Annotated in this window: 18 protein-coding genes; 8 read left to right on the forward strand and 10 right to left on the reverse strand. The window is 63.0% G+C overall.

What is annotated here, in order from left to right; translation table 11 throughout:
- Position 1 precedes the first annotated feature (1 nt).
- The 6 genes from LGH70_RS17950 to LGH70_RS17975 all read right to left on the reverse strand — a co-directional run bounded on the left by LGH70_RS17950 (position 2) and on the right by LGH70_RS17975 (position 10,774).
- Positions 2-1,504 (reverse strand): rubredoxin, encoded by a 1,503-nt coding sequence (locus LGH70_RS17950; RefSeq protein WP_226188448.1) that lies wholly within the window; start codon positions 1,502-1,504, stop codon positions 2-4.
- Positions 1,501-5,058 carry a nitrate reductase gene (locus LGH70_RS17955; RefSeq protein WP_226188450.1) on the reverse strand — a complete coding sequence of 1,186 codons (3,558 nt, stop codon included), beginning with the start codon at positions 5,056-5,058 and terminating at the stop codon, positions 1,501-1,503. Before LGH70_RS17955 ends, LGH70_RS17950 begins: the two co-directional genes overlap by 4 nt.
- 36 nt (positions 5,059-5,094) lie before the next feature.
- Complete coding sequence (locus LGH70_RS17960) at positions 5,095-6,426, reverse strand: MFS transporter (protein WP_226188452.1); 1,332 nt, start codon at positions 6,424-6,426, stop codon at positions 5,095-5,097.
- Between the two features lie 46 nt (positions 6,427-6,472).
- On the reverse strand, positions 6,473-6,823 hold the full coding sequence (gene nirD, locus LGH70_RS17965) for a nitrite reductase small subunit NirD (RefSeq protein WP_226188454.1): 351 nt from the start codon (positions 6,821-6,823) through the stop codon (positions 6,473-6,475).
- 148 nt (positions 6,824-6,971) lie between these two features.
- Positions 6,972-9,476 carry a nitrite reductase large subunit NirB gene (gene nirB, locus LGH70_RS17970; protein ID WP_226188456.1) on the reverse strand — a complete coding sequence of 835 codons (2,505 nt, stop codon included), beginning with the start codon at positions 9,474-9,476 and terminating at the stop codon, positions 6,972-6,974.
- 353 nt (positions 9,477-9,829) lie between these two features.
- Positions 9,830-10,774 carry an ADP-ribosylglycohydrolase family protein gene (locus tag LGH70_RS17975; RefSeq protein WP_226188459.1) on the reverse strand — a complete coding sequence of 315 codons (945 nt, stop codon included), beginning with the start codon at positions 10,772-10,774 and terminating at the stop codon, positions 9,830-9,832.
- Between the two features lie 122 nt (positions 10,775-10,896).
- Between LGH70_RS17975 and LGH70_RS17980 the strand changes: the two genes are divergently transcribed.
- From LGH70_RS17980 to LGH70_RS17995, 4 genes are all read left to right on the forward strand, one after another.
- Positions 10,897-11,205 (forward strand): hypothetical protein, encoded by a 309-nt coding sequence (locus LGH70_RS17980; protein ID WP_226188462.1) that lies wholly within the window; start codon positions 10,897-10,899, stop codon positions 11,203-11,205.
- On the forward strand, positions 11,206-11,574 hold the full coding sequence (locus tag LGH70_RS17985; protein WP_226188465.1) for a hypothetical protein: 369 nt from the start codon (positions 11,206-11,208) through the stop codon (positions 11,572-11,574).
- 97 nt (positions 11,575-11,671) lie between these two features.
- Positions 11,672-12,499, forward strand: coding sequence for a mechanosensitive ion channel family protein (locus tag LGH70_RS17990; protein ID WP_226188467.1), 828 nt, complete (start codon positions 11,672-11,674; stop codon positions 12,497-12,499).
- Between the two features lie 111 nt (positions 12,500-12,610).
- Positions 12,611-14,389: a chloride channel protein gene (locus LGH70_RS17995; RefSeq protein WP_226188470.1), complete on the forward strand. Its 1,779-nt coding sequence runs from the start codon at positions 12,611-12,613 to the stop codon at positions 14,387-14,389.
- A 282-nt stretch (positions 14,390-14,671) separates the two neighbouring features.
- Here LGH70_RS17995 and LGH70_RS18000 read toward each other — a convergent pair whose 3' ends face one another.
- On the reverse strand, positions 14,672-15,859 hold the full coding sequence (locus LGH70_RS18000) for a cation:proton antiporter domain-containing protein (protein WP_226188473.1): 1,188 nt from the start codon (positions 15,857-15,859) through the stop codon (positions 14,672-14,674).
- 150 nt (positions 15,860-16,009) lie between these two features.
- Here LGH70_RS18000 and LGH70_RS18005 point away from each other — a divergent pair, with 150 nt between their 5' ends.
- Entirely contained in the window at positions 16,010-17,251 is a 1,242-nt protein-coding gene (locus LGH70_RS18005) for a BaiN/RdsA family NAD(P)/FAD-dependent oxidoreductase (protein WP_226188476.1), read from the forward strand.
- Positions 17,252-17,275: 24 nt separating this feature from the next.
- Here LGH70_RS18005 and LGH70_RS18010 read toward each other — a convergent pair whose 3' ends face one another.
- A complete protein-coding gene (locus LGH70_RS18010; RefSeq protein WP_226188478.1) occupies positions 17,276-17,542 on the reverse strand; it encodes a hypothetical protein in 267 nt (88 codons plus the stop codon).
- A gap of 248 nt (positions 17,543-17,790) precedes the next feature.
- Here LGH70_RS18010 and LGH70_RS18015 point away from each other — a divergent pair, with 248 nt between their 5' ends.
- Together LGH70_RS18015 and LGH70_RS18020 are read left to right on the forward strand one after the other, a co-directional pair.
- Positions 17,791-19,242, forward strand: coding sequence for a diadenylate cyclase (locus tag LGH70_RS18015; RefSeq protein WP_348533753.1), 1,452 nt, complete (start codon positions 17,791-17,793; stop codon positions 19,240-19,242).
- A 230-nt stretch (positions 19,243-19,472) separates the two neighbouring features.
- Complete coding sequence (locus LGH70_RS18020) at positions 19,473-19,916, forward strand: CHRD domain-containing protein (protein ID WP_226188484.1); 444 nt, start codon at positions 19,473-19,475, stop codon at positions 19,914-19,916.
- Positions 19,917-20,035: 119 nt separating this feature from the next.
- On the opposite strand, the gene LGH70_RS18025 is transcribed toward LGH70_RS18020, so the two are convergent.
- Positions 20,036-21,025: an aldo/keto reductase gene (locus tag LGH70_RS18025; RefSeq protein WP_226188487.1), complete on the reverse strand. Its 990-nt coding sequence runs from the start codon at positions 21,023-21,025 to the stop codon at positions 20,036-20,038.
- A 134-nt stretch (positions 21,026-21,159) separates the two neighbouring features.
- Between LGH70_RS18025 and LGH70_RS18030 the strand changes: the two genes are divergently transcribed.
- Positions 21,160-21,678: a DUF4112 domain-containing protein gene (locus tag LGH70_RS18030; RefSeq protein ID WP_226188490.1), complete on the forward strand. Its 519-nt coding sequence runs from the start codon at positions 21,160-21,162 to the stop codon at positions 21,676-21,678.
- A gap of 224 nt (positions 21,679-21,902) precedes the next feature.
- Here LGH70_RS18030 and LGH70_RS18035 read toward each other — a convergent pair whose 3' ends face one another.
- Positions 21,903-24,554 carry a M14 family zinc carboxypeptidase gene (locus LGH70_RS18035; protein ID WP_226188493.1) on the reverse strand — a complete coding sequence of 884 codons (2,652 nt, stop codon included), beginning with the start codon at positions 24,552-24,554 and terminating at the stop codon, positions 21,903-21,905.
- Between the last annotated feature and the right edge of the window lie 73 nt (positions 24,555-24,627).

The raw sequence follows: 24,627 nt of genomic DNA on the forward strand, positions 1-24,627 counted from the left end.
TTTACGGAGCAGCCCCAATGGCGCTCAAACCGGCGCCGACCGACTCTTCCCACGCTTCAAACCCGGTGGCCGGGGCCTCGCAGGTCGGGCAGCGGTAGTCGGGCAGCGCGGCCCAGGGCGTGCCCGGCGCGACGCCCTGCTCCGGGTCCCCGTACGCCGGGTCGTAGACCGTCAGGCAGCGGCGGCAGCGCGGCAGCGGGGTCGTAGCCGGCCGGGAATTTTCCACCGGCGACAACACGGCTACCTCTTCCTCCCGCGGCATTTCGGCCCCGGCCTGGGTGTAGAACTGGTGGCAGAGCTCGGCCAAATACCAGCCCAGCATGTCGGGGCGCACCTGCTGGCGGAAGGAGACGAAGTCGCGGGAGTTGGGGTTGAAGTCGCGGGTGTGCAGAATTTCGTACTGCTCGGCGCCGGGGCGCCCCGGCTGGCTCCGGATGATAATGGAGCCAAATAGGCCGGTCTGGGGCCGGGTTTTGATGGCAAAGCAGAGCTGGTAGGTGCGCACGTCTTCCTCGTGGAGGTAGCGCACCAGCTCGTGCTTGAGGGCCAGGCCGGCGGGGCAGTTATCCTCCACCTGCCAGTTTAGCTCGTTGGCCGCGTGCCGCACGTTGATGCGGTGGCGGCAGAGCACGGCGTCCCACGCCGGCCGGTCGGCGGGGGCAATACCTTTTATAATCAACGACTTCCAGGGCGTGGTGCAGAGCTGGCCCACCCGCGTTTGCAAACACACCCGGGCCAGGTCGCGCAGGAAAGCCACCGAAAACTGCTCGTTGCGCCGGTAGATACCCAGCCACAGCTGTTGCCCGCTGCGGTTGAAGCCCTCGTAATAGGGCAGCATAAACGGCGGCAATGCCAGCGGCCCGGCTACCACGCGCTGTCCCAGCGGCAGGGCCGCGCTGACCAGCGCGTAGAGCCGCGCGCCGGCCGTCGTCAGGTCGTTGTCAAACTGGCCGACGGTCGGCAGCAGCACCCGCTCCACGGCTGCGCTCAGCACCGGCACGTCCTCGGAATACACCAGATGAGGCCAGGCGTAGAGGTGGCCGGTGCGGGGAAAGCGCACGTGCAGGTGCCAGTAGTTGCTGGTGTCGGCGGCAATAAAGTTGAGGTGGCCGGTGAAAAACGGCACGAAGGTCTGCCGGCTGTCGACCAGGTTGATTTTCAGCCGGGGCCGGTAGTCGAACAAATCCAGAATATCCTTGTACACGCCTTCCCGCAGCCAAGCCGCGCTGTAGAACACGTCCTCGCCCACGTAGGAGCTGACGATGTTGGGATGATCTTCCGGGTCAGGCTCGGCCAGCACACCGGCCGCGGCCAGCGCCTGCAACAGGGCGCGCCGCTGGGCCGGCTCCACAGCCAGCAGCAGCTGCTGCCGGTGCCCGAGCTGCACCTGCTCAATGCCCGCTGCCTCGGCGGCCGTCAGCACCGCCAGCAGGTCGCCGGCCGGCACGATGCCCCCGGACAGGTTTACGGCCACTACCTGGGCAGAAGCGTCAGCGGCTTTCATACGGAATCAGCGTAAGTCGCCACCACTGGATGAGGCGCCAGCTCGGCCGGCCTGGTGCCGGCCAGCCCGGCGGCCAGGATTTGCTGTACTTCGGGCTGGCAGGAGCCGCAGCCGGTACCCGCGCCGGTAGCGGCGCACAGGCCCTGGAGTGTAGTGCAGCCGGCGCCGATGGCCTGGCGCAGGTTATCGGCACCGACGTTGTTGCAGCTGCACACCAGCTTACCCAGTACCGGGGTGGCGGGTCGGCCGCTGCGCAGCAGTTGCAGGCGTTTGTCGCTCAGCTCGATTTTGCCCTCAATCAAGGCCCGAAACTCCGCAAACTCGGTTTTGTCGCCGATGAGAATGGCCCCGACGAGCCGGTCCTGGTGCACGATGCACTTCTTGTAGTAGCGCCGGGCTTTGTCAACGAAGGTAATTTCCTCGTAGCTGCCGTCGTCCGGGGGGCACTCGGGCAGGCCGATGCTGCACAAATCGAAGCCGTGAATCTTGATGATGTTCATGAAGGTGCTGCCCCGGTACACACTGCCCACGTCGCCGCTCAGGTAGCGGGCTACCACGGCGGCCTGCTGCTCGGCGGCGGCCGTGATGCCGTAGAGCGTGCCGTCGAATTCGGCAATTTCGCCCAGGGCAAACACGCTGGAGTCGGAGGTCTGCAGCCGCTGGTTTACCACCACCCCGCGGCGGCACTCCAACCCACTGTCGCGGGCTAGTTCCAGGTTGGGCACCGTGCCGATGGCTAAGATCAGCGCGTCGCAGTCGAGGCGCCGGCCGCTTTTCAGGCCCACCCCGGTGAGGCGCGCACGGCCGTAGAACAGCTCCACCTCGTCGTTGAAGTACAGCTCGCAGCCCTGCTCGGCCATTTCTTCCTGCAGCAGCTGGCTGCCCAGGGCATCGAGCTGCCGGTCCAGAAAGCGGGAAATGCGCTGAATGATGGACACCCGCACGCCGGTTTCGCGCAGGGAAGCCGCCATTTCCAGCCCCAGCAGCCCCCCGCCCACAATGACGACGTGGGCATTCTGGGCCGGCAAGTGGCTGGTAAACGCATCGGCGTCGAGGCGGCTGCGCATGGTGAAGATGCCGGCCAGGGCGGGCACGTTGCGGGGCACGGCCGCCCGGCTGCCGGTGGCCAGGATCAGCACGTCGTAGTCGGTGCGCTGCCCGCGGGAGTCCAGCACGTACTTCTCGGCCCGGTTCACTTCTTCCACGCTCACGCCCCGGCACAGTTCGATGTTATAGCCGGGCTCCTCGTCGTCGCGCATTTTGACCAGCTGCGCCCAATTTTGGTGGCCGCTGATGTAGTCGGGCAGCATTACCCGGTTGTAAAACGGAAAGTCTTCCTTGCTGAAAATGGTGATGCTGTCGTCCTGGTTCAGCTCCCGGTAAGCCCGCACGAACCCAAAGGCCCCGGCCCCCGCGCCCACCACCACGATGCGCTGCCGGGGCTGGCGGTACCTGGCGAGCTGTACAGCGCAAAACTTGAAGTCGGGCTCCTTGGAAACCGGGTCCACGGCGCCGGAAGTCACGTTGTTGGCCCGGTGCAAATCCGAGCCGAGCTGTTTGCCCCAGTGCATGGGCAGAAACACCACGCCCGGCCGGATGCCCGCACTCAGCCGCGCCGCCACCCGCACCTCGCCCCGCCGCGAGCTGACCGTTACCAACTCCCCTTCGGCCACCTGCAGGGCCGCCGCGTCCTGGGGGTGCAGCTCGATAAAAGCCTGCGGGCTATGCTGGCGCAGCTTGCTGACTTTGCCCGTTTTGGTCATCGTGTGCCACTGGTCCCGGATGCGGCCGGTGGTCAGGATAAAGGGGAAATCCGCGTCGGGCATCTCGCTACACCCGGCCACGGCCACCGGGTGAATCCGGGCCCGGCCCGAGGGCGTGTAAAACTGCCGGTCGGTGAACAGGCGGGCCGTATCGGGGTCGGCCTGCCCGGGGCGGTAGGGCCACTGCACCGAGCCGCGCTGGCGCAGCACCGCGTAGGTCAGGCCCGAAATGTCCAGGGTGGTGCCGGCCGTCAGGCGGGTGTGCTCCTGGTAAATGGCCTCGGTCGTGGAGAAGTCGAAGCCGGAAAAATCCATCTTCCGGGCAAAGCGGCAGATGATTTCGGCGTCGGGCAGGGCTTCGCCGGGGGCGGCCACCACCCGGGGCAGGTAGCTAATGCGCCGCTCGGAGTTGGTCATGGTGCCCTCCTTCTCGGCCCAGGCGGCGGCGGGCAGAATCACATCGGCGTAGGCCAGGGTTTCGGGCTTGTTGCTGATGTCCTGCACCACCACGAATTTGGCTTTGGCCAAAGCCGCTTCGGCCTGGCGCACGTTGGGTAGGCTGGTCAGCGGGTTGGTACAGATGATCCAGATGGCTTTGAGGCGGCCGTCTGCCAGGGCCTCAAACATTTCGGTGGCCGTGAAGCCGGGTTTTTCCGCCAAGGGGCCGCTGCCCCAGAACTGCTGCACCTCGGCCCGGTGCGCGGGGTCGGCCAGGGTACGGTGGGCCGGCAGCAGGTTCGAGAGGCCGCCGACTTCCCGCCCGCCCATGGCGTTGGGCTGGCCGGTCAGGGACAACGGCCCCGCGCCGGGCTTGCCGATCTGGCCGGTTAGCAGGTGCAGGTTCAGCAGGCTCAGGTTTTTGTCGACGCCGACCACGCTCTGGTTCAGGCCCATCGTCCACATCGACAGAAAGGCCCGGGCCGAGCCGATGTAGCCGGCCGCCAGGCGAATATCCGCCTCGGCTACCCCACACAGCCGGGCCGACTCAGCCACGGTGCGTTCCAGAATGATGGCGCGGTAGGCCTCGAAGCCTTCGGCGTGCTGCTCGATAAAGGCCATATCCAGGTCGCCGTTTTCCAGCAGCACCCGGGCCAGGGCCTGGTGCAGCACCACATCGGTGCCCGGAATCAGCTGCAAGTGTACGTCGGCCAGGGCGCAAGTATCCGTCACGCGCGGGTCTACCACAATGATTTTGGTGGTCGGATTGGCCACTTTGTGGGCTTCCACCCGCCGCCACAGAATCGGGTGGCACCAGGCCGGGTTGGCCCCGGTCACCAGCAGGCAGTCAGAAAGCTCAATGTCGTCGTAGCAGACCGGCACGCTGTCCTCGCCCAAAGCCATTTTGTAACCCACCACCGCGCTGCTCATGCACAGGCGGGAGTTGGTGTCGAGGTTGTTGGAGCCGATAAAGCCCTTCATGAGCTTGTTGATGACGTAGTACTCCTCCGTCAGGCACTGGCCGGAGGCGTAGAAAGCCACCGAATCGGGGCCGTACTGCTCAATAAAGGTTTTGAACACGGCGGCCGTGCGCTCCAGGGCCTCGTCCCAGCTCACACGCTGCAACGGGCGGCTTTTGCTGTAGCGCATCTGCGGAAACAGCAGCCGGTCCGTCCGGTCGTTGACGGTGTACTGCAGGTTCAGGCCCTTGCTACACAGCGCCCCGCGGTTCACGGGGTAGTCGGGGTTGCCCGTCACGGTCACGTCGCCGTTCTTGTCGGGCCTGACGAGCACACCACAGCCCACGCCACAGTAGCAACAGGTGGAAGCGGCGGCGGGGGCAGTCAGGGCCATATATGCTGGTTGGGTGAGGCAGTCAGAACAATCGGTTTAAGCACCGGCCAGCGTCAGGGGAGCTTGGGCAGAAGTGTCGGTGGTCGGCTCCCCGATTTGCTTGCCGACCAGGCGCACGAGCAGCACCAGGCCGCCCACGGCCACCACCCCGATGCCGATGTAGAGAAAGGCCGTGCTGTAGCTGATGGAGGCCGATTTGAACAGGAAGCCCACCAGCATGGCGCCCAGGTTGCCGCCCGCCCCCACCACGCCACTCACGCTGCCCAGGGCCTGCTTATTCACGAAAGGCACAATGGAATAGGTGCAGCCGTTGGCCATTTTCAGGAACAGGGCAAACCCCAGCATGGCGGCAATGGCCAGGGGCAAGCTCGGGGCCAGGGCAAACAGGGCAATACCCACGCCTTCCAGCACCAGCAGCCCGCTCAGCAGCAGCCACTTGCCCTGCATACCGTAGGCCCGCCCGGCTTTGTCGCTCACCCAGCCGCCCAGGCCGCGGGCAAAGATGTTCATGAACCCGAAAATGCCGGCCAGCAGTCCGGCCACAACTAGCGTAGCCCCGAACTGGTCGACGAAGTAGACGGCCGCCACGTTGTCGATGGTGATTTCGATGCCGAAGCAGGCCCCGTAGGCCAAAGCCAGCACCCAGGTGCGGGAGTCGCGCAGGGCCAGCAGAAACGTACCCTTGGGCTTCTGGGCCGACTCGCGCTGGATGTCGGCGTAGTTGCCGCGGGGCGTATCCTGGGTGTATTTATAGTAGAGCCAGGCCATGAGGAGCAGAATAACGCCCGGCACGACCATGGCCAGGCGCCAGGAATTGGCCTGATCCACGTAGCCCAACGAGACGAAAGCGGCGGCCACCAGGGGCATTACCATGTTGGCAATGCCCCCGCCGAGGTTGCCCCAGCCGCCGGCCACGGCATTGGCCGTGCCTACCACATTGGGGGCAAACATCATCGAGGTGTGAAACTGGGTGATGACAAACGAAGCCCCGATAATGCCGATGGCCAGGCGAAACAGCAGAAAGCTGGTGTAGCTCTGGCTCAGGCCGATAAGCAGCACCGGCACGGACCCTACTACCAGCAGCAGCGTATAGGTAAGCCGCGGCCCGAGCGTGTCGCAGAGCTTGCCGATAACCAGGCGGGCCAGAATGGTGGCCGACACCGAGGCAATGACGATGTTGCCGATCTGGGCCTTATCGAGGTGGAGCTGCTCGCGCACCAAAGGCATAAGGGGCGCAATGCCGAACCAGCCGAAAAAGCAGAAGAAAAACGTGAGCCAGGTCAGGTGAAAGGTGCGCATTGGCACGCCCGTGAAGGCAAAAATGCGGAGCCGCTGCAGGGGCTGCTGGTCGGAGTGCGGGGCATCCATAGGCGTAGGGCCAGGGCGTTAGTAGTTAAGAATAAACCCAGCCGGCTCAGGCCCAGCCGATGTACACCACGCCGTCTTCCACCTTTACCGGGTAAGTCTGAATGCTGCACTCCTCGCCGTTCAGGCACTCCCCCGTGAGCAGGGAAAACGTGCGCTTGTGAAACGGACAGGCCACTTTGGGCTCACAGGCTTCGCCGGTGCTGCCAATCATGCCCCGGGCCAGGGCCATCTGCTGCTTGTGCGGGCACAGGTTCTGGGTGGCGTACCACTCGCCACGGCGGGCAAAGTTGAAAATGGCTACCTGCTCGCCTTCTACCAGGGCGCAAGCGCCCCCGTCGGCCGGAATGTCGGTGGCCCGGCACACGGCCACCCACGTTACGTCAATGACTGCTTCCATTGGTTGTAGCTTGGTTTGAAAGAATTTGGGCGGCGAATGAGCGGCGCTGCAACACCACCCACCGCGCCCGGTTGGCTCGTTGGTCGGCCGGGCCACCCCGGCGTGGGGCGGCAGTAGTTCCGGCGTAAAAAGTGCGTGGGGAAGCCCGTTACCAGGCTTTTACAATCTTCTGGCCCCGCACCGGCTCGAACTCAATCGAGGGGTCTTTGAGGGTGGGCGCATTCACGAAGTGCGTGAACTGCCGGCGCAGCTCGGGGTTTTCGACCACCTCCCGCCACTCGCAGTGGTAGTTCTGGATGAGCAGGGCCATTTCCGCTTCCAGTTCGGCGCAGATGCCCAGGCTGTCGTTGATGACCACGTTTTTGAGGTAAGCCAGGCCGCCCTCCAGCTTGTTGAGCCAAGTGGCAGTGCGCATCAGCGGGTCGGCGGTTTTGATGTAGAACATCAGGAACCGGTCGAGGTAGCGCACCAGGGTTTCCTTGTCCACGTCGGTGGCCAGCAACTGGGCGTGCTGGGGCTTGGCCCCGCCGTTGCCGCACACGTACAGGTTCCAGCCCTTCTCGGTGGCAATGATGCCGAAGTCCTTGGCCTGGGCCTCGGCGCACTCCCGCACGCAGCCGCTCACCCCGCTCTTGAGTTTGTGGGGCGAGCGGATGCCCTTGTAGCGGTTCTCGATTTCGATGGCCAGCGACACGCTGTCGTGCAGGCCAAACCGGCACCAGGTGCTGCCCACGCAGCTTTTCACCGTCCGCAACGACTTGCCGTAAGCGTGCCCGCTCTCGAAGCCCGCGTTGATGAGCTCTTCCCAGATATCGGGCAGGTCACTCACGTGGGCCCCAAACAGGTCGATGCGCTGCCCGCCGGTAATCTTGGTGTAGAGCCCGTACTTCTGGGCCACCCGGCCAATGACCATCAGCTGCTCGGGCGTGACTTCGCCGGCGGCAATGCGGGGCACCACCGAGTAAGAGCCACCCTTCTGGATGTTGGCCAAATACCGGTCGTTGGTGTCCTGAATGGTGTTCTGCTTGACAATCAAATCATTCCACAAACCCGACAGAATGCTGCCGATGGCGGGCTTGCAGGTCTCGCACCCGTCGCCCCTACCGAAGTGGTCGAGGGCCGCGTCGTAGGTACGGATGTCATTGATTTTGAGCAGGTCGAACAGCTCCTGCCGGGAGTATTCGAAATGTTCGCACAGCACGTTTTTGATGTAAGCGCCCTGGGCCAGCAGCGTGCCCTGAATCAGGTCCTTAACCATGGGCACGCAGCCCCCGCAGCCAGTGCCGGCCTTGTTGCACTTCTTCATGCCCTCCACCGTCGTGATGCCCAGTTCGGTGACGGCCCCGCAGATGGCGCCTTTGGTGACAGCCTCGCAGGAGCACACCAGGGCCTCGTCGGGCAGGCTCAGCACCCCCGCGCCTTCGGTTGCTTCCCCGCCCCTGGCGCCCAGAATCAGGTCTTCGGGGTGAGGCGGCAGCACGATTTTGTTGTTGACCGTCTGCAGCAGCAGGTTGTAAGCCTCCGCATCGCCGATGAGCACGCCGCCGAGCAAGTACTTGCCGTCGGGGCTGATGTTGATGCGCTTGTAGACGCCGCGGTGGGCATCCTCGAACACGATGGAGCGGCTGTGGGGCTCGGCAATGAACGGGTCGCCGAAGCTGGCCACGTCCACGCCGATGAGCTTGAGCTTGCTGCTCATATCGTAGCCGGTAAAGGCGCGGGCGCCCTGGGTGAGCTGGCTGGCGACTACCTCGGCCATGTCGTAGCCGGGCGCCACCAGGCCGTAGATCATGCCCCCGTGCAGGGCGCACTCGCCGATGGCAAAGATGCGCGGGTCACTGGTCTGCATTTCATCATTGACCACGATGCCGCCCCGCAACCCCACTTCCAGACCGGCCAGCCGGGCCAGCTCGTCGCGGGGCCGGATGCCGGCCGAAATCACCAGCATGTCGACTTCCAGCCGGGAGCCGTCGCCGAAGTGCAGGGCGTCGATTGTATCCTCGCCGCCGATGCTACTGGTGGCCTTGCTCAGGTGAATCTGCAGACCCAGGGCTTCGAGCTTGGTTTGCAGCATCTGGCTGCCGGCCGCGTCGATTTGTCGGGGCATGAGGCGGGGCGCAAACTCAATAACGTGGGTTTCGGGCACGCCCAGGTCGAGCAGGGCTTTGGCCGCTTCCAGGCCCAGCAGCCCCCCGCCCAGCACGGCCCCGCGCTTAGCCGTGGCGGCATAGGCCTTGATTTCCTCCAGATCCTCGATGGTGCGGTAGACCATGACGCCGGCTTTTTCCACGCCGGGAATGTCGGGCACGAAGGCCGAGGACCCGGTGGCTAATACCAGATAATCGTAGGGCTGCACCAGGCCGCCACGGGAATGCACCGTCCGATTGGCCCGGTCAATTTCCTGGACCGGGTCGCCCAGGTGCAGGGTTATAGTATTGTCGTGGTACCACTGCAGGGGCGCCAGCAGCAGGTCGTCGGCCGTCTTACCCCCGAAGTACTCGCACAGATGCACCCGGTCGTAGGCCACGCGGGGCTCCTCGCCGAAGACCACCAGTTTGAAGGCCTGGGTTTTGGCGAGAAGCTTCTCGCAAAACTTGTAGCCCACCATGCCATTGCCAATAACAACGACGGTAGGAAGCGGCTGCAGTACCATATGCCTAAGGATTAGGACGACAAAAAGAGACGGGGCTTAAGAGTGGGTGGGATGGGTAGAGCGGAGCGGCTACTTCATGAAGGGAATGAAAACATGGACCCTTCAAAATTTATAGTGGTTTTACTTTCATTTCTACAAGTATAGGCAATCACACCTTATACACAAAGGTCATTTCCCATATTTCATGTATAATTTAAATAAATACCCCTTTATTAAATGGGTAGTATTTTATAAATGCACAATTTCGTTTTAGCCCATTCCTAGTATAAAGCTGGCTTAACCAGACATAGCAAGGCCCCCCTGAAACGCTGTTCAGCGGGGCCTCTCCAGGTCAGAATTCGAGTCGTATCTTCCTAAAATAACAGCCGGTCGGCCAAAGCCTCTATTTCGGCCCGTTGCACCAGCACCTGCCGCCAATCGGCCGGAATCTGCTCTACTCCATAATACAGCCCAGCCAGGCCACCCGCCACGGCCCCGGTGGTATCAGTATCGTCGCCCAGGTTGACGGCTGTCAGCACTGTATCGGCGTACGATTCTCCGCGCAGCAAGCACCACAGCGCGGCTTCCAGGGTGTGCACCACGTAGCCCGAAGATTGAATATCCGCTTCCGGAACCAGGGCCAGCTGCTCGTCCAGCACCCGGGCGTAGCGGTCCACTTCCTTTGCTAGTTTGGGCAACAGGCCCGCGGCCACCTCGCGCCGTAGCCGCTGGTGCGCCTGCGCCGGCGTTTGGCCCTGCAGCAGGCCCCAAGCCATTTCCAGGTAGAGGTAGCAGCCCAGCGTGGAGCGGTAGTGGCCGTGGGTAAGGCTGCACACCCGGTGCGTGAGGCGCTGCCGCTCGGCCCCGTCGGCCCGCTGCCAAAGCGGGTGAAACACCAGGGGAAGAATCCGCATCAGGGCGCCGTTGCCGTTGTCGTATTCCCGGGTGCCGCCGGCTTTTTCGGGGGCCGTACCATCCCGCAGCCGACTTATAGCCTCGCGCGTGGCAATGCCTACGTCGAACACCTGGCCGTGGGGCGTCCAGTAGCCCGCGTCCAGCCAGTTCCTAAAGCGGCGGCTCAGATCCTGCACGTCGATGGCGTAGGCCCCAACGTACGTTAAGGAGGCAGCCAGGCAAAACGTCAGGGAGGAATCATCCGACCAGGTCCCGGCGGGCTGATGGTGGGTGCCATATTCGCGCATGCTCACCACGGGGTCAAGGTGGCGCCGGGCCCGGCTTTCAAACTCAACCGGTACGCCCAGCGCATCGGCTACGGCCAGGCCCAGCAAGGCCCCACGGCATTTATCTGCATTCATCATCTCGGCTATTTTACCCGTAAAGTAGAGGGATTCTTTTGCAACGAAGGTCCACTTCCTGCAACCACATGATTGTGTAGGGCAGGTGGCGGCCAACTCCGTGGCCCGTGGCTTACCTTTGCGCCATGAACGACGCTGCGCCCCTCTCCGCCTCCAAAAAGTGCCCCCATTGCGGCTTCTGGTCGCCCTGGCAGCAGAAGTCGGACGACACCTGCCAGCGGTGCGGGCAGCTACTGGACCCGGTGCGCAACCGCAGTGAGCAGGTGCGGGAGCAGGAGGCCAACGAGCCCCTGCCCCAGTTCATGATGATTGAGATTAAGCCCGAAGACAAGGGCCTGGTGCGGTTTGCCAAGCAGATTATCCGGAGTGGACAGCTGGCTTTTGCCGCCACCGTTTCCTTTATTCTGTGGTTTCTGACCCTGGCCGCGGGCTAAATGAGCTGGCCCCGGGAGTTCCGCCGCCCGGCCTTCTGGCTGCCGCTGCTCACCTATTTGCTCTACCAGCTCAACGCCCGCCTCTGGCACCGGCCCCTGCCCACGCTGGTCACGGCCTACCTCTCCGACCTGCTGGCCATGCCCGTCATTCTGACCCTGGCTTTGGTGGTGCAGCGGCGCTGGGTGCAGCACCGGGCCGACTTCCGGCTGCCCGACTCCTGGCTGCTGGGCGCCTGGCTCTACGTATCGGTGTGGTTTGAGCTGGTGATGCCCCGGCTGTCGGGCGGCTTCGTGAGCGACGTGCTCGACGCAGTGGCCTACGGCCTGGGGACGCTGTTTTTCCGGCAGTTTCTCAACCGCTCGGCCTAGCCCGGCCCAACCTTCGGCGGCCCGGTGCTCGTACACCCTGGCTTGGGCCGGGCGCCGCAGGAGTGCCCGGTCAAGGTTGCGTACTTAATTCAAGGGCATGTTATCCGATCTGCAGCGCGTACTGAACACCTACTGGCAACAGTTTTTATACATCTCTCCCAAGCTTCTTATTGCCTTTATCGTCCTGGTGCTGGCCATTTTTGTCGCCAACCACCTGAGCAGCCTGCTCGGCAGCAAGCTGCGGGCCAAGTCGCACGACCCGCTGATGGCCGAATTCCTGACGCGCTTCAGCAAGTGGGCCCTGATTCTGGCCGGCCTGGTGCTGGCCATGGAAGTCGTGGGGCTCTACGCTTTGGTAGGTGGCTTGGTGGCCGGCGCGGGTCTGTCGGCCTTTATCGTGGGCTTTGCCCTCAAGGACATTGCCGAGAACTTCCTGGCCGGCGTGGTGCTGGCCTTCAACCGCCCGTTCCGCATTCACGACACGGTGCAGATCAAGGACCTAGTGGGCAAGGTGGAAGATCTGAGCCTGCGCGTGACGCTAATCAAGACCTTTGACGGCAAGCACATCTTTCTGCCCAACGCCATGGTGCTGCGCGAGCCCCTCATCAACTTCACCCGTGACGGCTACATCCGCCAGGATTTTCTGGTGACCGTGGACCTGGGCGAGCAGGGCGACTCCCAGCAGGCCACCGCCCTGTTGCTCAACTACCTGAAGGCCAATAAGGGTGTGGAAGTCAGGGAGCCGCACACGCCCTACGTTATCCTGGAAAAAGCCAGTGCCAACACGGCCGACCTGCGCGCCTATTTCTGGACTTTTTCCGAGGACTACCGCCGGGGCACGCTCGAGCTGAAAAGTGAGCTGATGCGCGACGTGAGGGCGCGCCTCTCCGACCAGGGCTACGCCGTGCAGAACGTGGCGCAATAGTTTTTTTCGGGTTTGCGGGCCTGGCCATACCCGTTTTTCGCTATCATGCGTTGAGGTAACCTAGTCGAGCTGCGGCATGCTCGCGCCATTTGCTTTCCGCCCTTTCTGCCGATGCCTAAAACGCTTCTACACCGAACGCTTAGCCCCCTGCTGCTGTGGCGCTTACGCCACGTCAACGACCGGGTCTACCTGATTTTGGTGAGCGTGCTGGTGGGCGGCCTGGCCGGCTTGGCGGCGGTGCTGCTGAAAACCTCGGTGCAGAAAGCCCAGGAGCTGCTTTATTCCTGGGTACCCGAGCAGGACCGGGTGTTTGCTCTGTTTCTCTACCCCATTATTGGCATTGGCCTCACAGTGCTCTTCACGCGCTACGTGCTGGGCGGCACCCTGAGCCGGGGCATTGGCCCCATCATCTACAACATCGCCCGGCAGGGCAGCATCGTGCCCCGCAGCAAGCTGTACTCCCAGCTCGTTACGTCCTTTCTGACCGTGACCTTCGGCGGCTCGGCTGGTCTGGAAGCCCCGATTTCGGTGACGGGCTCAGCTTTGGGTTCCAACCTGGGCCGGATTCTTCGCGTGGGCCGGCGCGAGCGGCGCCTGCTGGTAGGCTGTGGCGCGGCGGCGGGCGTGGCGGCCATTTTCAACAGCCCCATTGCCGGCGTGCTGTTTGCCGTCGAGGTAATTCTGTCGGAGCTGTCGGCGCCGTTTTTTATTCCCCTGCTCATTTCCTCGGCCACGGCTACGGTGGTGTCCAAGTCCCTGTACGCGGGCCAGCCCTTCGTACTGATTACCACCACCTGGCCGGTGCAGGCCATTCCCTTCTACCTCGTGCTGGGGCTAATGGCCGCGCTGCTGTCGGTCTACATGATTCGGGTGTACTTTTTGGCCGACAAGTACTTCGAGCGCAAGAAGGGCACAACCAGCAAGGTGCTGCTGGGCGGGCTGGCCCTGGGCATAATGGTGTTCATCTTCCCGCCGCTCTATGGCGAGGGCTACAACATCGTGCAGCTGCTGCTGGGCGGACAGCCCGAACGCCTCACCGATGGCTCCGTCTTCTCAGTCTACCGCGACGAAAACGTGTGGACGCTACTGCTTGTGGCCGTGGCCAGTATGCTGCTCAAAGTGTTTGCCACCTGCATCACGGTAGGCTCGGGCGGCAACGGAGGCATGTTCGGCTCCTCGCTGTTTGCCGGGGCGCTGGTGGGCTTCGTCACGGCCCGCCTGATTAATCTGAGCGGCCTCTACCCCATTTCCGAGGTCCACTTCATCGTGCTGGGCATGGCTGGCACCCTGGCCGGCGTTATTCATGCCCCGCTCACCGCCATCTTCCTCATTGCCGAAATCACCGGCGGCTATGCCCTGTTTGTGCCCCTGATGGTGGTCTGCTCCAGCTCCTACCTGATTACGCGCTACTTTGAGCCCTACTCGGTCTATACGCGCAAGCTCGTGACCCGGGGCGTGTACATGCACGCCGACCGTGACCGAAGCCTGCTGGCCCAGCTCGACCCAATGTCGCTGGTCAGCAACGATTTCGTGGCCGTAAGTCCCGACAGTACGCTGGGCGAGCTGGTGATGGTGTTTCGCCACGCCTCGCGCAACCTGTTTCCGGTGGTGGAGGCCGACGGGCGCCTGGTCGGCATCGTGGCCCTGGATACCATGCGCGACGCGCTCTTCGACGACGCGCACTACAACACGACCCGGGTGCGCGACCTGATGACCCAGCCCCCGGCCACCGTCAACCCCGACGACACGATGCTCGACATCCTGCGCTGCATGGAGCAGCTCGACGCCTGGGCCCTGCCCGTGGTCAGCAACGGCCGCTACGCTGGCTTTATCCTCAAAGCGGCCATTCTGGCCAGCTACCGCCGCCAGCTGCTGAAAGAAACGGAGTGATTGAGGTGCTCGGGGGCTGATGTGTTTTGAATGTGCTAAATGTGAGTGAATGTGGGTGAATGTGTCCTTGCGAGGCACGAAGCAATCCGTCCGCTGCGAAGCGCCGAGCCTTCTAATGTAAAAAGCCCCTTACTACTGTGTGTAATAAGGGGCTTTCTGGTAAGAGGTCAGGTCATACTGCCCAGCGGACGGATTGCTTCGCAAGCTCGCAAGGACACATTCACCCACATTCCTCACATTCACTCACATTTAGCACATTCCTCACATTTAGCACATTCCCCTTTAGTACTCCCCTATTTCCGGCTCTTTGCGGGTGAGCAGCAGGCCTACCATCATCAGCACGCCGGTGAGCAGAATAACTACGAACAGGATATTCTCGCTGATTTCGCCGATGAGGTGCTCGGGCGGAATGCTATAAAACAGCAGCACCGTTATCAGGCCTTTGGGGGCAATAAACAGTTCGGGTATTAGCTCGGTGCGGGCAATAAAGCGCAGGTACACGTAGCGGATGGCTACCAGCACGGCCACGATAAGTACGCCCTGGAGCAGCAGCGAGAGGCTGAGCAGGCTGGCCAGGGTGATGGAATAGCCAAAGAGCAGAAAGAAGAAGGTGCGAATCAGAAAGGCCGACTCGGCGGTAATGCTTTTGAGCTGGTGCAGCTCACCGGCCAGCCGCTCGGGCCGGAACCAGCGCTTGAGCGGGCCCTTCAGAAACAGCTCGGCATTATTCACGGCCAGGCCAAAGACCAGCACCAGCAGCAACGACGACAGGTGCAGCTTCTTGGCCACGCTGTACATCAGAATCAGAAAGGCGAAAATCAGGAAGAACTTGATGTGCAGCCGAATCCGGTCGAGCAGAAAGGCCAGGGCTGCCGTGCTCAGAATAGCTACTACTACAATGGCCACCACGTCGCGCGAGAAGGTGATGACCGACACGCCCTGGGCGAAATCGTCCTGCAAGGCGAAGTTGAAGAACATGATGCCCAGGATGTCGGAAAACGTGCTTTCATAGACGATAAACTCCTGCTTTTCGCCCCACAGCCCGGCCACGCTCGGAATGGCAATGGCGCTGCTGATGACGGCCAGTGGAATGGCATTCACCAGGCAGCTCTGCCACGACACGCCCAGGTAGGCGTGCAGCAGAGCCGCAATGGCCACGGCCTGCACCACCAGCATCAGGGCCGCGGCAAAGAAGGAGCGCCGGATCAGCGGGGTTTTCTCCCGGCTGATTTTCAAATCCATAGCCCCTTCCAGCACAATCATGATCAGGCCGATGATGCCGAAGATCTGGAGCACCACCGAGGGCACCTGAAAGGCAAAGTCGAAGTAGTCGGCGGCCTGGCGCAGAGCAATGCCGGTGAGCAGCAGCATGAGTACCGAGGGCACCTTGGTGGCGCGGGCGGCCAGGTCGAACAGGTAGGACAGAATGACGGCAATGCTCAGCCCAATCAGAATGGAATATGGCCCCATAAGCGCGGAAAAAGGGTAAGGAACAGCTCGGCTATACGGGTTTCCGGTGCCGGCCGCCGAGTTTGCGGGTCCGCAGCGCCCCTCTCCGGCCCCGCACCGTCGCCCGACGGGCGTGGGCTTTACCCGCCTGGCGTCGTACCTTGCGGCCCGATGAACACTGAATCTAGGGGCTCTTTTATTGCCGTTGTCGGGGGCGGACCGGCGGGGCTGCTGGCGGCCCAGCACCTGGCCGAAGCCGGCCACCGCGTCACGGTATTTGAAGCCCAGCCCACGGTAGGCCGCAAGTTTCTGGTGGCCGGGCACGGGGGCTTCAACCTCTCCAATGCCGAGCCGCTGCCCACGTTCGAGCAGCGCTACGGGCCGCGGCAAGCCAGCTTCGGCTCCTTTTTGCAGCATTTTTCCCCCGACGACCTGCGCCAGTGGCTGCATGCTCTGGGCATTGCTACGTTTGTCGGCACCAGTGGCCGCATCTTTCCCACCGAGGCCCACAAGCCGGCCCAGGTGCTGCGGGCCTGGCTGAATCATCTGCACCAACTGGGGGTGGAGCTGCGGGTGCGGCACCGCTGGCTGGGCTTTGCGCCCAACAAGGGGCTGCTACTGCGCGACGAACTCACGGGCCAGGAGCTGACGGTGCAGCCCGCGGCCACGGTGCTGGCCCTGGGCGGCGCGAGCTGGAGCAAAACCGGCTCCGATGGGCAGTGGACCACAGCGCTCCGGCATATCGGGGTGCAGTGCGTGCCGTTTGCGCCCTCCAACTGCGGGGCGGAAGTGGCTTGGTCAACGTTTTTCCGGGAGAAAATAGGCCGGGCGCCCCTCAAGAACATTGCCCTCTCCTGCGGCGGCCACACTGTGCGCGGCGAGCTGCTGCTAACCGACTACGGCGTGGAAGGCACCCCGGTATACGCCCTGACGCCCGCTCTGCGCGCCGCCTTCACGACCCACACCCCGGCCCCGCTGCAGCTCAACCTCAAGCCCGACCTTTCGGCCGAGCAGCTGGTGCAGAAGCTGCGGGCCCCACGCAATGGCAAGTCCTTGGCGGTGTACCTGGACAAAACGCTCCGCCTGGGTTCGCCCGTGCCCACGCTGCTGCGCGAGCTGGCCCCCGCCGACGCCGGCGCTACCCCGGAGGCGCTGGCCGCCCTGCTGCAGGCAGTGCCCATTCCCGTAACCGGGCTGCGGCCCCTGGAAGAAGCCATTTCTACGGCGGGCGGCGTGGCCTGGCAGGAAGTAGATGAGCAGCTGATGCTGCGGCGCCGGCCGGGCGTATTCGTGGCCGGCGAAATGCTCGACTGGGAAGCGCCCACCGGCGGCTACCTGCTGCAAGGCTGCCTCAGCACCGGCGCCTGGGCGGCGCGGGGCGCGCAGCAGTGGCTGGCCAGCCGGAACGAGTAAACCCAAGCTGTGCCTTCGTGGGCGCTACTCTTCGTCCTCAATCTTCACGCCCCGGGCCCGGGCTTCGTCGGCGGCCAGAATGGCTTTGACCTCGGCCAGCAGCTGCTCACCCCGGTCCATTTCCTTGCGGTAGAGCAGGGCAAACAGGATGAAGAACGAGACGATAGGCAGCACGCAGCCCAGCGTAAACCATAGCCAGAACGAGCGGCCGTAGCTGTAGGCGCAGTAGCCAGTCGTCAGCGGCAGGAAGGACAAGGCGCAGAAGAAAGCCAGCAGGATATCAATAAACATAACGGCAGCCGCTCGGCCCTGACAACGCGTGGACGCAACTATTCTGAGTTTCCTAAGTTACGCTTCTGCCCAGGCAATGACAAGCAGAAACCATGCTTTTTCTCCCGGTCATAACCGCCACTTCGGGCACTTGTTGGGCGGACGGGCCACAATGTTGCGGGCGGGCGGCATTACCTTATGCGGCGTTTTCCCGTACCTTCCGCAGTACGCCCCTTCCTCTCGCTCGTTTGCCCGCCCCCAGAATGCCCATGTGGGACCATCAAAGCCTATTCCGTGTCACGGCCCAGTTATTTGCCGATGGCATTTTTAACCTGCTTGACCGTAATCTTAAGCCTGAAGTTTTTTTGCTTGGCCTGGCTTCGGCCCGTGAAACGGACGAGCCCCAGGCCGTCGTGATTGAGCCCGCCAGCCACCGCTACTCCCCCGCCGACTTTGCCGACGTGAAAGCCCAGGCCGCGGCCCTCGAATCGGATGGCCCCCGCGACATGGTCTACCACCTGTACTCTACCGACCAGGACCGCTACGAGAAGCTGCGCTGGTACGATTTGATGCGCCGCGCCACCCTGCGCCTGCTCACTGACCTGACCGAGCAGCGCGGCGAAGATCGTATCAGCTTCTGCTCCCTGCCCGTGAGTTTGTATGGGTACCTGGTGGTGGTGGTGCTGCAGCTGTCGAGCGAAACTTACCACAGCTACTACTCGCTGCCGGCCCAACCCCGCGGCACCCGCGCACCCTCGCTGCTGAACGCCGCCGTGTACGAGTTTCTGCAGGACTGCTCCCGGGCCCTACGCGAGTCTGATACCGACGAGGACCGCCCCATTCTCGACCGCGACTACAACGAGGTTTTGCGGGCGGCGGGCCGGCGCTTTATGCTGCGCGCCGCCGCCGGCACCCACGGCCTCTACGATGCCTGCAACGGCGTGGCGGCCCTGCGCCACGAGGGCGACGAAGGCGTGGGGACCATGCTCGTGGCGCGCCGCCACCACCCGGCCGTAGTGCCCGTCCTGACGCTGGAAAGCCCGATTCCGCTGCGCGACCACCGCTCGATCCGCAAGCTACTGGAGCTCAGCGAGGGCCGTACTTCCCTGATTACCGATGCCTCCGACGTGTTTGGCCTGGGCCACGTAGTAGAGCCCAGCGACGCGCACTACGAGCCGCTGTTTACGGTGCACTTTACCAAGCACTACAGCTGGGAGCTCAGCCACGCCGGCCACGTGATGATGAAAGTGGTATCGAATACGCCCCGCCTGCCCCAGGGCCGCGTCGATGCCGAAAACTTCGCCAAGGCCGTGGGTCGCATCTTCCCCGACCTCGACGAGCCGAGTATTTCCTACCTCTGGGAGCTGACCCAGAATGCCACCAGGCAAACCAACGGCACCATTCTGGTCATTTCGGAAGGGGCCGCCCAGGAGGCCGTGCGCCTCACGCGCCAGTGCTTCCGCGTGACGCCCCGCATCATGACGCCCTCGGTGCTGCGGCTGGTGACCAACATCGACGGCGCCGTCTTTATTGACCCCAGCGGCGTGTGCTACGCCATCGGGGCCATTCTCGACGGCCTGGCCACCGAAAAGGGCGACTCTTCCCGCGGCTCCCGCTTCAACTCGGCCGTGCGCTACGTGGAAAGCAGCCGCTACGCCTGCGTGGCCATTGTAGTGAGCGAAGATGGCCTGATTGACCTGCTGCCGCCGCTGAAAAGGTAGTCTGCCCAGCACCAGTGCCCCGGCGGGTACGGCCGCGTCGGAGGCTCTTCATTCTAGCCTCTCAAAACCTGCCAGAAACCCTGCACCAGTTCCTTCCCGGTGGCTGACCGGCAGGCCTATGCTTATTTTTAGAAGATTGAATAAAATATATAACAAATCATACAAACCGCGGTTGGCATAGCTACCGTATGTTTTCACACTCACATCAATTGCTCAATTTTCATTTTTCCATGAAGCACGCCTACATGTACCTGGCCCTCGGCGCCGTTAGCCTCTTTACTGCCTGCAGCAAAAACGACGACGAGGCCACGCCGGCCCCCGTAACTACGACTGAGCTGGTAGCAACCGTCAACAGTGCCCAGCAGGTGCCGACCAACAACTCTACTGCTACCGGTACCTTCGCGGGCACCTACAACAGCAGCACCGACCAGATGACCTACACGCTTACCTACCAAGGCATTACGCCCACGGCTATGCACATCCACATAGGTGGTCCGGGCACCGGCGAAGGTCAGGTAGCCATTCCGCTGACCCGCGCGGCCTCGCCCATGACCGGCACGGTAGCCGTGACCAAAGACCAGGCCGCCAAGCTGTTAGCCAACGGCATGTACGTGAACATTCACTCGTCTGCTTACGGCCTGGGTGAAATCCGCGGTGATATTCGCAAAAAGTAAGTAGCATACGGCCGGCAGTAGATGCTTTCGGCTTACGCCTAGTACCCAAAAAAACGGCCGCTCCTGAATGGAGCGGCCGTTTTTTGTGCTTGGGAAACCTGCGTACAGGTACTGCCGGCTTAGCCGTTCACGCTGCGCATCATCTGCTCGGGGTAGCGCAGGCCGGCGGCCGCACCCTGCGGGGCAATTTCATTGATCTGCTCCAGCTCCTGACGGCTGAGCTGTACCTGCAGGGCCCCCAGGTTTTCTTCCAGGTAGCTGATGCGCTTGGTGCCGGGAATCGGGACGATGTCCGGGCCCTGGGCCAGCACCCAGGCCAGGGCCAGCTGGCTGGCCGAGCAGCCTTTCTGGGCCGCCAGGTCCTTGATGCGGGCTACGAGGTCCAGGTTTTTCTGGAAGTTCTCCCCCTGAAACCGGGGCGTGTGGCGGCGGTAGTCGTCCGGGTCGAGGTCGTCGAACTGCTGAATCTGGCCGGTCAGGAAGCCGCGGCCGAGCGGGCTGTAGGGCACGAAGCCAATGCCCAGCTCCCGCACCGTGGGTAGAATCTCGTCTTCCGGCTCGCGGCTCCAGAGCGAATACTCGGTTTGCAGGGCCGAAATCGGGTGTACGCGGTGGGCCCGGCGCACGGTGTCGGCAGCGGCTTCCGACAGGCCCAGGTAGCGCACTTTGCCTTCTTCCACCAGCCGGCTCATGGCACCCACGGTTTCCTCGATGGGCGTATCAGGGTCGACCCGGTGCTGATAGTAGAGGTCAATGTAGTCGGTGCCGAGGCGCTTGAGGCTGGCGTCGCAGGCTTGGCGCACGTACTCGGGCCGGCCGCTCACGCCGCGCTTGCTGGGGTCGTTCGGGTCGCGCAGGATGCCGAACTTGGTGGCAATAACAACCTGCTGACGCCGCCCCTGGAAGGCGCGGCCCACCAGTTCTTCATTGAGAAAGGGGCCGTACATATCGGCCGTGTCGAAAAAGGTGACGCCCAGCTCCTGGGCGCGGTGCAGGGTGCGGGTGCTTTCGGCATCGTCGCGCTGCCCGTAGAAGTCGGACATGCCCATGCAGCCCAGGCCCAGGGCCGAGACGCGCAGGCCTTGCGGGCCCAGATTGCGAGTTTCCATAGAAGTGTGTGGTTGTGGTTAAAGAGTATTGAGGAAGTATAACCTACGAGCGGCCGGCTTGATTGGCTGCGCCCCCGGAAATTGGCTTCGCCATTTTGGCTACTCGTGCGTTAAAGGCAGAAAACCCTCCCGTCATGGCCGCCCCGACTCACTCTACCACTTCGCCCACCGCCCCTGCCACCTTCGACCAGGACGAGCGGCTGCGCTGGGTGGAGCGCATTGCCCGGCTGATGGACAGCCAGTTCAAGCTGCCCGGCACCTCGTTCCGCTTCGGCCTCGACCCGCTGCTGGGGCTGCTGCCCGTCGTCGGCGACTTGTCGACCTTTGCCGTGTCGGGGGCCCTGCTGATGACCATGATGCGGCACGGAGCCAGCGGAGCAGTGGTGATACGCATGGTGCTCAACATCCTGCTCGACACCATCGTGGGAGCCATTCCCATCCTGGGCAACATCTTCGACTTCGCCTATAAAAGCAACGACCGGAACGTGGCGTTGCTGCGCGCCCACTACGCCGAGGGCAAGCACACCGGCAGCGGCCGGGGCCTGCTTACGGTGGTGCTTATCGGCTTTTTGATCTTTTTGGCAGCGCTTATCTGGGGCCTCTGGACGATGACGGCCTGGCTCTGGCAGTACGGCAGCCAAAACTGGTGGTAAAGGCCGGTGGCAGCTGCGCACTGCCGGAGCAATGAGCCAGTCAGATGCTTTCTACTAGCCGCTTCTAACACTATTAAGACGTCATGCTGCGCTTGTCGAAGCATCTCTGCCGCCAAAGTAAATTGAATTACTGCTGCGGGAGAGATGCTTCGACAGGCCCAGCATGACGTTCTTTTTATCCGGGTTTGCTCGCCATACTTAATAGGCAAAGCAAGCTCATTTTCTTATTCCTGCTCTTCCTCAGCCGAAACAGCCGCCGGGCCTTCGGGCAGGTTTAGCAGTGGGCCCAGCAGCAGGGCGTTGGCAAACAGGCGCGAGGTACCGTGCCAGTAGTGGCGGAAGTTGGGGTCGTCGGCGAAGAGCACGACCCGCCCCGCGCCTACTTTGCTTACGACCACCGCCGCCGAGCTGCTGATCTGCCGCAGGTTGGCCGGCGACACGTAACCGCTCACCAGGGGCTGGGCCGTGTACTGGGCCACGGTGGCGTAGGGGTTGCGGCTAGGCCTGAGGAAGGTGGTACCATTGCGGAACACGTAGAGCCGGCGGTTGGTCAGCCCGAAGCCGATGGGGTTGGTAATGTCAATATCGGCCGAGTAGATAGAGCCGGCAATGGCGCGCGTGCCCTCCTGCTCCTGCTGCACGAAGTCGGCCCGGCGGCCTGGGGCAGCTTTGCCTTTCGCACCGACTACCGTGGTGTCGGCCCAGCCGCCAGAAGCCGGAATCAGCAGCTTTTCTTTCACGATGCCCTGCCGGATGGCCCATTCGGAGGCGCTTTTCAGGGTAATGAGCGTGCCGCCATCCTGCACCCACTGCCGCAGCTTGGCCACGGCCGCCTTATCGAGGGCCGCGTAGGTGCCGCCCACCAGCACAAGGCTGGAATAGCGCCCCAGCGGGGCCCGGCCGAAGTTGCCGACTTCGATGCGGCTCAGAGGCACGCCCAGCTGCTGGCTGGCCACGAACCAGGCCTCGCCCACTTCCGAGGAGTTGGTTCCCTGCCCCACCAGAATGGCCGCCCGGGTTTCGGGCGCCGTGCGCACGTTGTTGGAGCCCAGGTCAATACCATTGGCACTGAAGCCCGTGCCGACGCTGGTGAAGGTGACCTGATTCTGGCGGCTGATGCGGCTCACAATCTGGAAAACCGAGTCGGCGGGCAGCTTCTGGGCCGCTACGGGAATCACCAGCGTGCCGTAGCCGAAGTCGGTAGCATTATCGGTAGTGCCGGCACTGAAGGGCTTGAAGCTGACTTTGGCCACCAGCCCGGCCCGCTGCAATGCCGTCAGGCTGCGCGGGGCGTTGTAGTCGGACCAGGGCAAGAGGTAGGCGTAGCTGCTTTGACCGCCGCGCACGGTCCCGGCCAGGGCTTTCGGGGCCTGCACCGGGGCGCCCTGCACCAGGGTGGTATTCTTCTGCTTCGCCACCGCCAGACCGTAGGCGTGAGCCTGGCTCCAGCCGGTTACGTCGTAGAATACACTGTCATGAAAAGCGGTCAGCTCCTCAAACAGGGAGTTGACGATGCGGTACTGGGGCTGGGCCGTGGGCACCACGTAGGCTTTGCCCTTTTCGAAGGGCTGCTTGTCGAGCGTCACGGTTTTGCCCAGCTCGTGCACCTCGATTTTGTGCTGGAGCAGCAGGCTCAAGAACTTGTTAGTCAGCGTCTCGTCCTGGGCGTTGCCGAAGACGTAGGCCTTGGTCGGAAACTTGCGGGCGTCGGTGAGGGCCGAGGCAAAAAACTCCCGCTGGTGCTTCAGGTACAGCTCTTTTTCCTCCACCGCCCCGCGCACCGTGGCCAGGCCGGTAGCCACGTGATTGCGAATCGTGAAGGGAAACGTGACCACGCCGTTGGTACCTTCCTGAGCTAGGCCCCGTGAACTGCCTACTTCGAAGGTAATGCCCACCCCACCCTGAAAATCGGGGTAGGTAGAGCCGTAGATGGGCGAGAGGTTGTCGAACTGCTCTTTGGTCCAGTACAAGGAGCCCAGGTTGTCGAGGGCCTTGGCAAAGTACTTGGCCAGGTGCACGTTGAGCACTTCGTAGGTAGCCCGCGGAATCAGGTCGTTTTCAGTGCTGAAGGGCTTCGACGGCTCGAAGTAGTAGGTTCCGTTGGTGCCCATTTCGTGAAAGTCGATCATCACGTTGGGGTACCACTCGTGGAAAAACGCCATCCGGGCCCGGCTTTCGGGTTGGGTCAGGGCTAGCCAGTCGCGGTTCAAATCGGTATAGAAATGGTTGGTGCGGCCGCCCGGCCAGGCCTCGGTGTGCTCCCGGTCGAGCGGGTCCGTCACGTTGGGCCACGACTTGTTCTGGTCGAACCAGTGGGAGGCCCGGTCGCGCCCGTCGGGGTTTTCCAGCGGGTCGATGGTAATGACCGACTGTTCGAGCCACTGCTGGGTTTCGGGGCTGGTGGAGGCCGTCAGGTAGTAGGCCAGCAGCAGGGCCGCTTCCGACGAAGAGCTTTCATTGCCGTGCACCCCGAAGTTGAGGCTCACCACCACCGGCAGCTTGCGGTAGTCGGGCGCCGGCTGCTTCGGGTCGACCAGGGCCCGGCGGGCCTGTTGCAGCCCGGCCAGGTTCTGCTGGTTCTGCGGGGCCGTGATGGTCGCCACTACCTGGGGCCGCTCCTCAAAGGTCGTCCCAATCGTGCGCAAACTCACCCGATCTGACACCCGGTCCAGTTCCCGCAAATAGGCCACAATTTGGTCGGTGCGGGTGTAGTGCGTGCCGATGGCATAGCCCAGAAACTGTTCGGGCGTGGGGATTTGGGAGTCGAAAGTGGAGGCCGGGGCGGCGGGGAAAAAGTAGCTATTCTGGGCCACGGCCGGCTTATGGAGCGCCAGGCCCAAGGTGAGCAAAGCGGCGGAAGCGTAGATTTTAAACATGAGTATAAAAGGCAGTGAAAAGCCGGTTGAGGGTGAGGTTGTGGTTGTAAAGAGCAAGCCCGAACGTCATGTC

Origin of the sequence: Hymenobacter nitidus (assembly GCF_020447315.1) — a bacterium.
In the GTDB taxonomy this organism is placed as follows: Bacteria; Bacteroidota; Bacteroidia; order Cytophagales; family Hymenobacteraceae; genus Hymenobacter; species Hymenobacter nitidus.